At 44.3% G+C, this 13,981-nt stretch carries 15 protein-coding genes; 11 read left to right on the forward strand and 4 right to left on the reverse strand.

The window, feature by feature from the left end; all coding sequences use genetic code 11:
* Positions 1 to 2 precede the first annotated feature (2 nt).
* The 11 genes from hemB to VK541_RS12730 all read left to right on the forward strand — a co-directional run bounded on the left by hemB (position 3) and on the right by VK541_RS12730 (position 9,406).
* The gene (gene hemB / locus VK541_RS12680; RefSeq protein WP_324370617.1) at positions 3 to 971 is read left to right on the forward strand and encodes a porphobilinogen synthase; all 969 of its coding nucleotides are present in this window, start codon (positions 3 to 5) and stop codon (positions 969 to 971) included.
* Between the two features lie 3 nt (positions 972 to 974).
* Positions 975 to 2,348 carry a glutamate-1-semialdehyde 2,1-aminomutase gene (gene hemL / locus VK541_RS12685; RefSeq protein WP_324370619.1) on the forward strand — a complete coding sequence of 458 codons (1,374 nt, stop codon included), beginning with the start codon at positions 975 to 977 and terminating at the stop codon, positions 2,346 to 2,348.
* Between the two features lie 45 nt (positions 2,349 to 2,393).
* Entirely contained in the window at positions 2,394 to 3,260 is an 867-nt protein-coding gene (locus VK541_RS12690; RefSeq protein WP_324370621.1) for a HAMP domain-containing sensor histidine kinase, read from the forward strand.
* A gap of 1 nt (position 3,261) precedes the next feature.
* On the forward strand, positions 3,262 to 3,966 hold the full coding sequence (locus VK541_RS12695; protein WP_285054621.1) for a response regulator transcription factor: 705 nt from the start codon (positions 3,262 to 3,264) through the stop codon (positions 3,964 to 3,966).
* Positions 3,966 to 4,481 carry a hypothetical protein gene (locus VK541_RS12700; protein ID WP_324370625.1) on the forward strand — a complete coding sequence of 172 codons (516 nt, stop codon included), beginning with the start codon at positions 3,966 to 3,968 and terminating at the stop codon, positions 4,479 to 4,481. The genes VK541_RS12695 and VK541_RS12700 overlap by 1 nt, the downstream gene beginning before the upstream one ends.
* A 17-nt stretch (positions 4,482 to 4,498) precedes the next feature.
* Positions 4,499 to 5,521 (forward strand): uroporphyrinogen decarboxylase, encoded by a 1,023-nt coding sequence (gene hemE / locus VK541_RS12705; RefSeq protein WP_324370627.1) that lies wholly within the window; start codon positions 4,499 to 4,501, stop codon positions 5,519 to 5,521.
* Positions 5,522 to 5,530: 9 nt separating this feature from the next.
* A complete protein-coding gene (gene hemJ, locus VK541_RS12710) occupies positions 5,531 to 6,079 on the forward strand; it encodes a protoporphyrinogen oxidase HemJ (RefSeq protein WP_324370629.1) in 549 nt (182 codons plus the stop codon).
* A gap of 94 nt (positions 6,080 to 6,173) precedes the next feature.
* Positions 6,174 to 6,740, forward strand: a complete 567-nt coding sequence (locus VK541_RS12715; RefSeq protein ID WP_324370631.1) for an RNA polymerase sigma factor — start codon at positions 6,174 to 6,176, stop codon at positions 6,738 to 6,740.
* Positions 6,730 to 7,455, forward strand: coding sequence for a hypothetical protein (locus tag VK541_RS12720; protein ID WP_324370633.1), 726 nt, complete (start codon positions 6,730 to 6,732; stop codon positions 7,453 to 7,455). Before VK541_RS12715 ends, VK541_RS12720 begins: the two co-directional genes overlap by 11 nt.
* 10 nt (positions 7,456 to 7,465) lie before the next feature.
* The gene (locus VK541_RS12725) at positions 7,466 to 8,305 is read left to right on the forward strand and encodes an outer membrane beta-barrel protein (RefSeq protein ID WP_324370634.1); all 840 of its coding nucleotides are present in this window, start codon (positions 7,466 to 7,468) and stop codon (positions 8,303 to 8,305) included.
* Between the two features lie 108 nt (positions 8,306 to 8,413).
* Positions 8,414 to 9,406: an ABC transporter ATP-binding protein gene (locus VK541_RS12730; protein WP_324370636.1), complete on the forward strand. Its 993-nt coding sequence runs from the start codon at positions 8,414 to 8,416 to the stop codon at positions 9,404 to 9,406.
* A gap of 8 nt (positions 9,407 to 9,414) precedes the next feature.
* Here VK541_RS12730 and VK541_RS12735 read toward each other — a convergent pair whose 3' ends face one another.
* From VK541_RS12735 to VK541_RS12750, 4 genes are all read right to left on the reverse strand, one after another.
* A complete protein-coding gene (locus VK541_RS12735; protein ID WP_324370638.1) occupies positions 9,415 to 9,831 on the reverse strand; it encodes a hypothetical protein in 417 nt (138 codons plus the stop codon).
* Positions 9,832 to 9,967: 136 nt separating this feature from the next.
* Positions 9,968 to 11,200 (reverse strand): threonine ammonia-lyase IlvA, encoded by a 1,233-nt coding sequence (ilvA, locus tag VK541_RS12740; RefSeq protein WP_324370640.1) that lies wholly within the window; start codon positions 11,198 to 11,200, stop codon positions 9,968 to 9,970.
* Entirely contained in the window at positions 11,200 to 12,258 is a 1,059-nt protein-coding gene (gene leuB, locus VK541_RS12745) for a 3-isopropylmalate dehydrogenase (protein ID WP_324370642.1), read from the reverse strand. The genes ilvA and leuB overlap by 1 nt, the downstream gene beginning before the upstream one ends.
* A 68-nt stretch (positions 12,259 to 12,326) precedes the next feature.
* On the reverse strand, positions 12,327 to 13,844 hold the full coding sequence (locus tag VK541_RS12750) for an alpha-isopropylmalate synthase regulatory domain-containing protein (RefSeq protein WP_324370644.1): 1,518 nt from the start codon (positions 13,842 to 13,844) through the stop codon (positions 12,327 to 12,329).
* Positions 13,845 to 13,981 lie beyond the last annotated feature (137 nt).

Below are 13,981 nucleotides of genomic sequence, written 5' to 3' on the forward strand. Positions count from 1 at the left end.
TTATGTTGCACCGTCCGCGTAGATTGAGAAAGAACCCTGTAGTGAGGGAAATGATTGCTGAAACCAGGTTATCTAAGGATATGTTTATTTACCCGTACTTTATTGTGCCGGGCAAGAATGTAGTTCAAGCTTTGGATGCGATGCCGGGTGTCAGTCAGTTCTCTGAGGATACATTGATCAGGGATGTAGAGAAGGGGTTGAAACTTGGGGTGAACAAGATCATGCTGTTTGGTGTAGGAGATGAGAAGAGCGAGGACGCAAGGTCTGCTTATCATGACCATTCCCTGGTTCCATCGGCCGTAAGGTTGCTCAAGAAAAACTTTGGGGACGATCTATATGTTGTAACTGATGTATGTGTTTGTTCTTATACTACGCATGGTCATTGCGGCATTATAGAGAATGATTATGTGCAGAATGATGCCACTGTGGAACTGATTGCAAAAATGGGACTGACTCATGCACAGGCCGGTGCTGATATGCTGGCACCGTCTGATATGATGGACGGCCGGGTTGGCGCAATGAGAAGTGTGCTGGACGGAGCCGGGTTCGTGAATACGGCCATTATGAGCCATGCCATCAAATTTGCTTCAGCTTATTACGGGCCATTCAGAGAGGCTGCAGACTGTGCGCCGAGCAAAGGTGATAGAAAAGCTTACCAGATGGATTTCAGAAACGGTCAGGAGGCTTTGAGAGAAGCATTGCTGGATGAAAGCCAGGGTGCGGATGTATTGATGGTGAAGCCGGCTTTGGCATATATGGATGTAATCCATAACCTGAAGCAGCATACAGATCTGCCTATTGCCTGCTACAACGTGTCGGGAGAGTATTCCATGGTCAAGGCGGCGGCGCAAAAAGGCTGGATAGATGAACAAAAAGTGGTGATGGAGACCATGCATGCTTTTGCGCGTGCGGGGGCAAGCATCATCACAACGTACCATATAAGAGATATTGTAGAAAAGAACTGGTTGTAAATTATGTTGGAGTCTTTAAAAAAAATGTTTTCAGGGAATGAAGGCGAATTGCCCATGAATACGGGAAGTAAGCCGGATATCCCGAGGGAGAAATCGGCGGAGCTGTACGAGAAAGCAAAAAAATATTTTCCGGGAGGAGTAAATTCCCCGGTGAGGGCTTTTAAATCGGTGTACGGTACGCCGTTGTTCATCCAAAAGGGAGATGGCTGTTTTGTATGGGACGCTGATGGAAACCAGTTCATAGATTTTTGCGGAAGCTGGGGCCCTTTGATACTGGGCCATAACCATGCAAAGGTACGTGAGAAGGTAACTGAAGTGATGCAGAACGGAATGAGCTTTGGGGCGCCTACTGCTCTGGAAAATGAACTTGCTGAACTGATCATCAAGAACAACAAGTTTGTAGAGAAGATCAGGTTTACAAGTTCGGGAACTGAGGCGGTAATGTCGGCCATCAGGCTTGCCCGGGGGTATACCGGTAAGGATAAGATCATTAAATTTGAAGGATGCTATCATGGCCATAGCGATTCCCTGCTGGTAAAAGCGGGTTCAGGGCTGGTCACTTTTGGTGAAACTTCGTCTGCCGGGGTGCCTAAGTCTTTTGCAGAAGAAACAATAGTGATTGCTTTGAATGATACAAAAGCTTTAGAACAGGCTTTTGCCCAATTCAAAAACCAGGTAGCCGCCGTGATCATTGAAGGGATACCAGCCAATAATGGTTTGCTGATGCAGGATGAGGAATATGTTAAGTTCCTGGAGAAGATATGCAAAGAGAACAATGCATTATTGATTTTTGATGAAGTGATCACCGGGTTCAGGTTAGGATTTGAAGGTGCGGCAGGACATTATGGCATAAAGCCTGACATTGTTACCTATGGTAAAATTATCGGGGGCGGATTGCCGGTAGGAATGTATGGGGCATCTGCTGAAATTATGGCCCACATTTCACCCGATGGTGGTGTATATCAGGCCGGTACTTTATCAGGAAACCCTGTAGCCATGGCTGCTGGAATTGCCCAGCTTACGGAATTGCTGCGTTCTGGTTTTTACAAAGAACTGAACAGCAAGGCCTCGGAATTTGCAGAGAGCATACAGCGTTTTGCAACCGCAAGGAATTATAAGCTGAAAGTATTTTATGTGGGCTCGATCTTCTGGATAGCGTTTACCGATAAAGATAAGATCCAGACTGCTGAAGATATTGATCCGGCAAGTATGGAGAAATTTAAAATCATGCACAGGGAACTGCTAAACAGAGGTATTTACCTGGGACCATCTGGGTATGAGGTCGGATTTGTATCTGCAGCGCATACAAAAATTGAACTTGAAAAGGCAAAAAGGGCAATATTTGACAGCCTCGATGTCGTATTCAGGAATAAATAATTAATGGGTATATTTATCTAAGTTTATAGTATAAGCCACATAGTTTTGAAAAAATCGATCGTTATATTCTACTTTCTGCTGTTGTATTCCCTGGTACAGCTGATTTCCTGGGGAACCCTTGTGGTGAAACTTGAACGCGACAGGATGGCAATGGTAATGGGTGAGGGATCGGTATTTTTATTCCTGCTGTGTGTAGGCGCCTATTTTTTACACCGGGCCATCAGTAAGGAAGATAAGCTGAGAGAGCAGCAGCAGAACTTCTTGCTGTCGGTGACGCATGAGCTTAAATCGCCGCTGGCGGCCATTAAACTGTCTTTGCAGACCATTGTAAAACGTGATCTGGACAAGGCAAGGCAGACTTCTTTACTCAACAATTCGCTGAAAGATATTGAACGACTGGATGATCTGGTTGAGAATATGCTGCTGGCTACCAAGATTGAAAACAGGTCTTATTCCTTCCCTAAGGAAGAATTTGACCTTTCTGAACTGGTGACAAGGATCACAGACCGCCTGCAGATCCATTCCTGTGGATGTGAACAGGTGATCAGCCCGCTAATAAAACCAGGAGTAAAGGTGATGGGCGACCAGTTTGCGCTATCATCGGTAGTGACAAACCTGGTGGAGAATGCGGTTAAATATTCAGGGCCTTGCGCGGAGGTAGGAGTAGAATTGACAAGTAAAGACGGGCATCCTTTTTTGAGAGTAACTGACAAAGGGCCAGGTATACCTGATACCGAAAAGATGCTGATTTTTGATAAATTTTACCGGGTTGGTGATGAAAATGTCAGAAAATCAAAAGGAACCGGTTTAGGCCTGTTTATTGTTAAGGAAGTTCTACAGAGTCATGACGCTGACATCAGCGTTAAAGATAACGTACCGCATGGTGCAATTTTTGAAATAACATTTAACTGATATGCCACAGAAATTAAGAATATTACTGGTTGAAGATGAAGACCATCTATTAGACGCAATCAAACTAAACCTTGAACTTGAAGGCTACAAAGTTCATGCTGTAAAAGACGGCAAAACTGCTCTTAAAGTATTTAAAGAAGAACGTTTTAACCTGATCATTCTGGATGTGATGCTTCCTGAAATGGATGGCTTCCAGGTATGTGAAACGATCCGTTTGGAAAATACTGAAGTACCTATCCTTTTCCTGACGGCCAAAAATACGAGTGAAGATCGTGTATTGGGCCTGAAAAAAGGCGCTGACGATTACCTGGTGAAACCATTTAACCTGGAAGAACTGATCCTGAGGGTCGGTATTTTAGTGAAACGCAGCTTGAAAGCCGATGATCTGAAAGAGCTGAATTCCTATAAGATCGGTGATAAAACCATTTATTTCAATTCATTTGAGCTGAAACAGGATGACGGACTGATTGTGCCCCTGACCAAAAAAGAAACCATGCTGCTGAAATTGCTCATCGAGCGCAAGAATGAAGCTGTATCACGTGAGCAGATCCTGGAAACGGTATGGAACTATGACGTATATCCGTCGACCCGTACCATTGACAACTTTATTCTGACCTTCCGCAAGTACTTTGAGCCGGATCAGAAAAACCCGGTTTATTTTCACTCGATAAGAGGGGTAGGTTATAAATTCACTGACATTCATTAATGTATAACAACAAAGGCAGGTATGCACTGATGGCGCTTTTTGTTTTCGCCGCCGCTGCATGCCTTTTTTATGATCAGATACAGCTGGCCGCATTGGCAGGGCTGTTTTTTGCTTTTGTATTGTGGAGTCATTTTAAACACAGTTCTGTGGTACTGGCTTCAAAATATTTTCAAAAAGGCGATCACGAAAGTGCAACCCGTTTACTATCTGAGGTTCCAAACCCGGACAGACTGGCCAGAAACAGAAGGGGATATTATGAGTTTATGAAGGCCAATATCGCCCTGAAGCGAGAAGAATACGACACTGCGGAGCGTCATTTTCAGATTGCCAGCCGGTTTCCCCTGGGCGGTAAGAACGACAAGGCATTCGTAATGATCCACCTGGCCAACCTCGCTTTGCGTAAGAAAGACGGGGAACGGAGCAGGGCATACATTGCCAGGGCCAAAGAAATGGCCAGCACACCCAAAGCACAAGAGATAATTAATAAAATAGAGATAGAAGCGAACCGCTTATAAAACCAATTAGATTTTAGATGAACAATTTATTTTTAGACGCAGCATTTTCAAAGCAAACAGAACGCCCGCCGGTATGGATGATGCGCCAGGCAGGCCGTTTTATGCCGGAGTACTGGGAGATCAAAAACAAGTATTCCTTCCTGGAGATGTGCAAAACCCCTGAGATCGCAGCCGACGTAACGATGCTGCCTGTTGACCTGCTGGGTATAGATGCTGCGATTTTGTTCTCTGATATACTGGTCACCGCGGAGGCGATGGGCGGGGACCTGAGCTTTACACAAGGGGTAGGGCCTAAATTTGCCAACCCGGTTCGTAATCTTGCTGATATAGATGCGCTGGAAGTAAATGTGCTGGATCGTTTGCAGTATGTTGCAGATGCCATCGAAGTCATTCAGCAGCGCCTGAATGGAAGTATTCCCCTGATCGGATTTGCCGGTGCGCCGTTTACCGTGATGAGTTACCTGGTTGAGGGCGGCTCTTCTAAAGACTTTAAAATAACCAAATTACTGATGCACAATCACCCGGAGCTTGCGCACAAATTACTGGCGAAGATCGCTAAGGTAACTTCGGATTATCTGAACCTGCAAATTGCTGCAGGTGTAAATGCTGTACAGATCTTTGACAGCTGGGCACTGGCATTGTCATGGAATGACTACCAGGAGTTCTCTCATCGCTATATCCGGGAGATCATTGCCAACCTGAACAGAAAAGACATACCGGTTATATCTTTCTGCAAAGGGAGTTCAGTGTTTGCGCCAATTATGGCTGAAGCCAAACCTGACGTGATCTCGGTAGACTGGAACGCTGACTTGCTGAACATCAAAAACAGCCTTCCGGCAGGCATTGCAGTTCAGGGCAACCTGGACCCACATATTTTGTATGCAGATAAACCTGTGATCAAAAAAGAAATCCTCAGGTTGTTTGAGCGCATGCGGGGCGAGAAGGGTTTTATTTTCAATTTGGGACATGGTATTATGCCTGACATCCCTTTTGATAACGTGAAATATGCGATTGAGGTTGTTAAAGACTTTAAATATTAAAATATAACAATGGACCAGTACTACTATTATGTCCTTTCTGTTCACATCATCTTCGTAGTAAGCTGGATGGCAGGATTGTTTTATAGCGTACGATTGTTCATTTACCATACCGAAGCCAGCGACCGCCCGGACATAGAGCGGGTGATCCTGCAAAAAGAATATGAAAAGATAGAAGCTAAGCTTTGGAACATCATCACTACACCTGCTATGGTACTGACTGTGCTGGCAGGTGTGTCGATGATCTTAATAAGACCTGGCCTATTACAACAGCCCTGGCTTCACGTCAAGTTATGTTTTGTGGTTCTTTTGCTCGTCTACCATTTCATTTGCCAGAGCATCATGAAGCAGCTGAAACTCGGGAAATGCAAAATCAGCTCTTTTAAGCTACGCTTGTGGAATGAGGTGGCAACTATACTTCTTGTGGCTATTGTGTTTACAGTGGTGCTCAAAAGCGCTGTAAACTGGATCTACGGTCTGATAGGTCTGATTGTATTTTCTGCGGTCATCATGGCCGCGGTAAAATGGTACAAATACTACCGAAAAAAGCACGACTGCTAGGTCTGTGCCTCCCCTTGAAAATTATTTTATATTTATCTTCATTGCCGTGCAACCTTTGTGAGGATTGCCCCATCTTCTATGGACCAAACACAAAATGAAATTGACGCAATATAGTATAGATGAATTGCTGGAAGGCTGCAAAGCAGGCAACCGAAAGATGCAGGAGGCGCTGTACAAGCAGACTGCAGCTAAGATGATGGCTGTTTGTATGCGCTATGCTCAAGACAGGATGGAAGCGGAGGATGCATTGCAGGTGGGATATATTAAAGTTTTTCAAAAAATGAAAGAATACAGGGGAGAGGGATCCTTTGAGGGCTGGATCAGGAGGATCATGGTGAATACGGCTATTGAAAGTTATCGTAAAAATTTGAAGGCCATGAATGTAGTATCTATCGAAGACGCATATGAGCAGCCTGCAACAGGATTTGATTTTAGCAGACTGGGCATGCAGGATCTGATGAAGGTGATCCAGAAACTGGCAGACGGATACAGAATGGTATTTAATATGTACATCATAGAGGGATATTCCCATAAAGAAATAGCTGAAACACTAGGCATTTCTGAAGGGGCAAGTAAATCGCAGTTGTCGAGGGCAAGGGCGATATTAAGGGAAGAAATTATAAGAATGGAGGGCATAAATTATGCAACACATGCAGGATAAGGAATTTGACCAGTTGTTTAAAGACAGGTTTGAAGATGCCGAAGTACAGCCATCGGCGAATCTTTGGGGAAATATAGCAGAAGAGCTGGAACCTCAGCGCAAGCGGAGTCTGCCGGTGTACTGGTGGTCTGCCGCCGCGGTAGTGTTGGTGACGCTGGGTATTGGCCTGCTGAGCCCAAAAACCGAGCGGATCAGACTGCAGTCTGCAGGCGAAGTTGCTGGCCGTGTGGTACCTGGAACAGATGCTTTGGCTAATGCAGTGCGTGATGCTGCTGTCGCTAAAGTTGCCGGGCAGGATGATGCAGAGAAGATTGACAGAAGTACACCGCTGGTGATCGCCCCAAGACTCAGCGCTGCGGACGAAAAGAATAATTTGACAGCGATGCAACCGAACCGGCGGATCGTTCATCCTGATGATAAGCCACAGGAAACAATTACACCGGTAAATGAGTTGACAAAGGAAAACATTCCTGCTAACAATGTGATGATCGCCAATGCAGACCTGCCCGCAGAGAATAGCGCGGATGCAATATCAGGAACGGCACCACAGGAGCATAGGGGAATCAGAAATGTTGGTGATCTGGTCAACTTTGTGGTCAATAAAGTAGATAAGAGAGAGAATAAACTGGTGCAGTTTGATACAGATGACGACAATTCATCGCTGGTATCCCTGAACCTGGGAATAATAAGATTTAGCAAAAGATCAAACAAATAACACACACGATATGAAACGTCTGATATTAACAGCACTTATGGTAAGCGGACTTGCCGGTGCGATAGCTCCAAATGCCACTGCACAGCAGGATACCGTTACCACCACTACTAAAGTGACTACCACTACGACTACAAGTAAGCGTAATTCCAGGTTTAGCATGACTTTAGGGATCAAAGACGATGAGCGTTCGAAAGACGACAGTGTCCGGAAAGCCAAAGCAAATAAGGCCCGTTTTGTGGGCGGGATAACTTTAACCCGCTTTGATCTTGGGTTTTCCAAGCTGATCGATAATGGAAGTTTTACGCTGTCCCCTGAAAATGACTTTCTGGATTACAAAGCGAGCAAGACCAGTACGGTTTCATTTGATGTTTTACAACTTGGTTACCGGTTCAATTCAAATTTTAAGGTCTACATCGCTGGTGGGTTCGACTGGACACTGATCCGTTTAAAAAAGAACATTACCATGCAGCCAAATAACCCGGTGCTCAGCTATATGACCGATACGATCCAGTTCTCGAAGAACAGGTTCTCTAATAGTTATGTGCACATTCCTCTGAATTTTGAGCTGCGCACCAAAGAGAATGACAATGGCAAGCGCTTTTATTTTGTATTCGGACCGGAAGTGAGTTTCCTGTTGAACGGTAAAGTAAAACAGATCAGCAATGAGCGCGGCAAACAAAAATTCAAAGATGACTATAATTTTGAACCCTTTCGCTATGGGGGTACTGTAAGGCTAGGATACGGCGGCCTCGGTATTTTTGCTAAATACTATATGAACGATATGTTTGCCAGTGCGCCTCAAAAAGGGATAAAGAACATGTCCTTTGGCATCACTTTGGGGCTGAACTAGGCCCTTAGCATTGGATGTAACATTCCTATAAACACAACAAACACACACAAATAAAACCAATCCCGCACTATTTATACTGCGGGATTTTTTTTGTTTTATCTTTGAAATGTGGAAGATCAGATCATCAGTGTAAACAACCTTACCAAACAATATCAGACCGATCAGGTATCGGGAGTTCAGGACATTAGTTTTTCGATAAAGAAGGGGAGCATCGTTGCCATTATCGGAGAAAGCGGAAGCGGCAAATCTACCTTGCTCAAATGCATCTATGGATTGCTCAAGGTAGACGATGGTGAAGTGCTGTTCAGGGACAAAAGAATCCTTGGGCCTGACGAACAGCTGATACCGGGGCATAAGGAAATGAAAATGGTGACGCAGGATTTTTCACTGAATATCTACGCCAAGGTTTATGACAACATTGCTTCGATGCTGTCCAATACGGACGTAAGATCCAAGCAGGAAAAGACTGTAGAGATGATGCAGCATTTGCACATAGAACATCTCAGAGATAAAAAGATCACACAGCTCAGCGGCGGGGAGCAGCAGCGTGTAGCCATAGCAAAAGCACTGATCAGTGATACGACAGTATTGTTGCTGGACGAGCCTTTTAGCCAGGTCGATGCATTGCTAAAGAACCAGCTGCGCGCAGATATCAAAAGAATAGCCGCCGAAACGGGAGTTACCGTAGTGATGGTGTCTCATGACCCGGCAGACGGATTGTTCCTGTCAGACGAACTGCTGATCCTTAAGGAAGGACGCTTATTGCAAAAGGGTGCGCCGGCGCATATTTATAACCATCCTGATCATATTTATACTGCGCAGATCCTTGGGAATGCGGTTGTGCTGGATACAGGAGATTCAAAGAAACTGGGACTCGAGATCAATGAAGGGCAGGCAGTGTTTTATCCCGAATGGGTGGAACTGAAAAGCTCCTGGAACAGCAGACGCTTTGAAGTAAAAGATGTCTATTACAAAGGCTTTTATGAGGAATTGCTGCTGGAGCGGAATGGTGTAAAGATCAGGGCCATACAACTGAACAGGGGCGAGCATAAAAAAAACGACCACGTTCAGGCGAACATTGGCCGTTTCTTAATATTTTAAATCTGGTATTAGGTAACGTCCTGTGACGGAATAAGAACAACCTTAAGCCTGATCCGAACTGTTGGTTTTGCAGGATCTTCTGTAGCAAAAGCGGATCTTTGAATATCAATTCTTATTCCTCCGTTAAAATGTTCATAGCTATAGGCATTACTTTCATAAACATAAGGTAGCTGGATATAACTATTGACCTCTGCGGGATGATCAAGATAAACTAAGATACCTTCAATATCGACATTTAGCTGATCTATTTCATTGACATCAATTGTAGCTGTATAAGTACCTCCATCGGTTGAAAGTATCCACTCACTGGGCTCAATGTTAAATATAATCGTCCTGTTCGGCGTCTCCTGAACGATGGTGTCTTTTTTGCACGACACCAGGCCCAGCGTGGTGGTACAGAGTAGGATTAAGAGTAATTTTTTCATGATTTGTGTGTTTTGTATGGTTAAAGCAAATCTGCTGCCATTAAAATTGACATCCCACCATTTCACCATTCTGTAATTAAAATGTTATGCAAGCATTACGAGTATACATTACAAAACAATATTGGCTGAAAAAAGTTTAAACCAAATATTCAAACAATGTCTGGTCATTATTTAGCTCAATAATTTCGAACTTAAATTCCTGCATTCGTTGCACCAGCGCCTCATAATCTTCACGATTCGCGAGTTCTATGCCCACCAGGGCGGGTCCGTTTTCTTTATTGGTTTTCTTGATAAACTCAAATCTGGTGATGTCATCATGAGGGCCAAGGACATTGTTCACAAATAATTTTAATGCGCCGGGTCTTTGCGGGAAACGTACAATGAAATAATGCTTCAGGCCTTCATACAGCAGAGATTTTTCCTTGATCTCCTGCATGCGCTCTATATCATTGTTTCCGCCGCTGATGACGCAAACTACTTTTTTGCCTTTTATTTTATCTTTATAAGCATCAAGTGCAGCTACAGATAAAGCCCCTGCGGGCTCGACAACAATAGCATCTTCGTTATACAGTTTTAATATCGTGGTACAGATCTTTCCTTCAGCAACCAGCAGGATATCGTCCAATACCTGGGTGCAAAGGTCATAGGTAAGTTCACCCACACGCTTTACTGAAGCACCATCTACAAATCGGTTGATTTCCGGTAAGGTGACCGGGCCGCCATGTTCAAAAGCTTTCATCATAGAAGGTGCACCTTCCGGCTCGACACCCGCAAGCAATATACCTGGTTTTTTGTTTTTCAGATAGCTTCCCACCCCCGCCGCAAGGCCGCCACCGCCAACGGGCATAATGACCACGTCAACATCAGGCAGATCTTCCAGGATCTCCACGCCAACGGTACCCTGTCCCTCGATGATGCTGTAATTGTCAAAAGGCGGGATAAAGGTCATGTTATTTGCCGCTGTGTAAGCCAGGGCTTCCATCAGGCAGTCGTCAAAAGTATCGCCTGTCAATACCAGTTCCACACTATTATTGCCAAACATCTCTGTTTGTTTTACTTTTTGCCTTGGCGTTATTTCAGGCATAAATATGACTCCTTTTGTACCCAGCTTATCACAGGAAAAAGCAACGCCCTGGGCATGGTTGCCAGCGCTTGCACAGACAATCCCCCTGCTCAATTCTTCCGCGCTCAGCTGGCTGATCATGTTGTAGGCGCCGCGCAATTTATAAGAACGCACCACTTGCAGGTCTTCCCGTTTAAGGTAAATCTCAGCCTGGTATTTTTCAGATAGTTTTGAATTGTAAATTAGCGGAGTGTGTCTGACCACCTCCGCTAATCTTAATGATGCCGCTTTGGAATCCAGTTCCATTAGATGTTTTTTGCCAGCCAATCGCCTACTTCACTTGTCTTGTAGGCTTTGTTCTTTCCAGACAGGTCTTCGGTTACGATTCCTTCTGCCAGCGATTTGTTGACAACTGATCTGATCAGCTCTGCTTCTTCTTTTAATCCGAAAGCATCTTCAAACATCATGGCTGCAGACAATACGGTTGCAAGAGGATTGGCGATGTCTTTTCCTGCAGCCTGTGGATACGAACCATGGATAGGCTCAAATAAAGAGGTATGGATACCGATCGACGAAGAAGGCATCAGTCCCATTGAACCGGAAATTACAGAAGCCTCATCAGTCAGGATATCGCCAAAAAGGTTTTCAGTGATCAGCACATCATAAGTACTTGGCCATTGCACCAGGCGCATGGCAACCGCATCCACAAACTCGTAACTAACTGTTACTTCAGGGTAGTCTTTTTCCATGTCCTGTACGGTTTCTCTCCATAAGCGTGAAGTTTCCAGCACATTTGCTTTATCCACACAGCACAGTTTTTTACTGCGGGTCATTGCCATCTCAAAACCTAATTTGGCCAGACGCTGAACTTCTGCTCTGGTGTAAGTACAAGTATCAAAAGCTGTATTGCCATCGTCTTTTCTGCCTCTTTCGCCAAAATAGATACCACCGGTCAGCTCACGCAAAATGATCAGGTCGGTACCTTCTATGCGTTCTCTTTTTAATGGTGAATTGTCAATCAGAGAAGGAAAAGTAAATGTCGGGCGTACATTTGCAAACAAGCCCAATTTTTTACGCATTTTCAGCAGACCTTGTTCCGGACGAACTGCAGCTTTTGGGTCGTTATCAAAACGGGGATGTCCAATCGCACCAAACAGCACTGCATCAGCAGCCATACAGATGTCGTGTGTTGAATCCGGATAAGGCTCACCAACTGCATCTATTGCAGCAGCGCCTGTTAATGCGGATGTCCAGACAATTTCGTGATTAAATTTCTTTGCTATAGCGTCCGATACCTTTACAGCCTGGTCAATAACCTCTGGCCCGATTCCGTCTCCTGCTAAAAGCGCAATGTTAAGTTTCATATATTTTTGGTTGTATTTTAATGTTTGTTTTAATTATACAATTTGTTGTTGCTGTTTTGTCGGTGGCCTTAAATGATGTTTAACATTTTCTGGGTAGCCTTAATTGCGCAGACCGTCTGGTCTGAATCCAGCCCTCTGGTGATAAATACCCTCTGCTCAGTTTCCCATGTAATAATGGTCTCACATAAAGCATCGGAATTACTGCCCGGGGCTATCCTCACTGCATAGTCGATCAATTTTGGCAAACTTCGTTTTTTCTTGTCGTAGACACTGGTAAGCGCATTCATAAAAGCATCAAACTGACCGTCACCCTGTGCATTCTCTTCAAATTTTTCTCCATCGATCACAACGGAGATGGTTGCTGAAGGACGAAGGCCCATGGCATTCATCAGTACATAAGACTCCACAATTACCTTTTCTTCGTAAAGACTGCTGTCCAGCACATCAGAAATGATATAAGGCAGGTCTTCTTTTGTTACCGTTTCTTTTTTATCACCCAGTTCAATCACGCGCTGGGTGACTTTTTTTAGGTCTGCGTCATTTAGTTTTAAACCCAATTCTTGCAGGTTCTTTTCAATATTGGCCTTACCTGATGTTTTTCCCAGTGCATATTGCCGTTTTCTTCCAAAGCGCTCAGGGAGGAGGTCATTAAAATAGAGATTGTTCTTGTTGTCCCCGTCAGCATGGATACCGGCAGTCTGGGTAAATACATTTTCGCCAACAATGGGTTTATTTGAAGGAATTCTAACCCCTGAAAATGTCTCAACCAATTTGCTCACTTTATAAATCGAAGATTCCTTGATCTGGATCTCTACTTCAGGTACAAAATCCTTAATTACCGCAACAGCACTGGCCATTGCGGCATTTCCCGCCCTTTCACCCATGCCGTTTACCGTTAAATGTAAACCGTTTATCCCAGCCTTAACGGCTTCCAGAACGTTTGCTGTTCCCAGGTCATAGTCATTATGAGCGTGGAAATCAAAATGTATATGCGGATATCTTGAAATCAGGGCAGTAATGAACCTGGAGGTTTCCCCGGGTGTCAAAATCCCAAGTGTATCGGGCAGTAATATTCTTTTTATTTTCTGTACAGACAGAAAATCCAGAAATTGAAAAACATATTCAGGCGAGTTGCGCATGCCATTGCTCCAGTCCTCTAAATAAACATTGGTAGCAATATTATTGCTGGCTGCCAGTTCAATGACATGCTTAATTTCCGAAAAATGCTGCTCCGGTGTTTTCTTAAGCTGATGAGTCAGATGATTTAGTGATCCTTTGGTCAGCAGATTCTGAACTTTTACTCCTGCATTCAGCATCCAGTCAATGGAAACACCATTGTCTACAAAAGACAATACTTCAATGCGATCTGCATATCCATTTGCTTCCGCCCAGCTTAAAACCGCTTTTACCGACTGAAATTCTCCGTCAGACACACGTGCTGAAGCAATTTCAATCCTGTCTACAAGGAGTTCTTCCAATAGTAACTGGGTTATTGTCAACTTTTCTGAAATGGAAAACGACACGCCCGATGTTTGTTCCCCATCGCGGAGTGTGGTATCCATTATTTCTATTTTCCTTCTTTCCATGTACAGGATTTGAATTTTTTGCGCCATCATCCCGACGATAGGAGAGGTTCTCTTGACCAAGCAGTAGCTGCGAAGCAAATTAGTTTAACCAAGAGATCCCGGTCCCCCCGGATGACAGCGACTGTGTATAGGCAATA

The organism is Pedobacter sp. (assembly GCF_035317785.1).
In the GTDB taxonomy this organism is placed as follows: Bacteria; Bacteroidota; Bacteroidia; order Sphingobacteriales; family Sphingobacteriaceae; genus Pedobacter.

Coding starts and splice junctions, on each gene's coding strand:
- hemB (WP_324370617.1), top strand. CDS start 3: ATGTTGCACCGTCCGCGTAGATTGAGAAAGAACCCTGTAGTGAGGGAA.
- hemL (WP_324370619.1), top strand. CDS start 975: ATGTTGGAGTCTTTAAAAAAAATGTTTTCAGGGAATGAAGGCGAATTG.
- VK541_RS12695 (WP_285054621.1), top strand. CDS start 3,262: ATGCCACAGAAATTAAGAATATTACTGGTTGAAGATGAAGACCATCTA.
- VK541_RS12700 (WP_324370625.1), top strand. CDS start 3,966: ATGTATAACAACAAAGGCAGGTATGCACTGATGGCGCTTTTTGTTTTC.
- hemE (WP_324370627.1), top strand. CDS start 4,499: ATGAACAATTTATTTTTAGACGCAGCATTTTCAAAGCAAACAGAACGC.
- hemJ (WP_324370629.1), top strand. CDS start 5,531: ATGGACCAGTACTACTATTATGTCCTTTCTGTTCACATCATCTTCGTA.
- VK541_RS12715 (WP_324370631.1), top strand. CDS start 6,174: ATGAAATTGACGCAATATAGTATAGATGAATTGCTGGAAGGCTGCAAA.
- VK541_RS12720 (WP_324370633.1), top strand. CDS start 6,730: ATGCAGGATAAGGAATTTGACCAGTTGTTTAAAGACAGGTTTGAAGAT.
- VK541_RS12725 (WP_324370634.1), top strand. CDS start 7,466: ATGAAACGTCTGATATTAACAGCACTTATGGTAAGCGGACTTGCCGGT.
- VK541_RS12735 (WP_324370638.1), bottom strand. CDS start 9,831: ATGAAAAAATTACTCTTAATCCTACTCTGTACCACCACGCTGGGCCTG.
- ilvA (WP_324370640.1), bottom strand. CDS start 11,200: ATGGAACTGGATTCCAAAGCGGCATCATTAAGATTAGCGGAGGTGGTC.
- leuB (WP_324370642.1), bottom strand. CDS start 12,258: ATGAAACTTAACATTGCGCTTTTAGCAGGAGACGGAATCGGGCCAGAG.
- VK541_RS12750 (WP_324370644.1), bottom strand. CDS start 13,844: ATGGAAAGAAGGAAAATAGAAATAATGGATACCACACTCCGCGATGGG.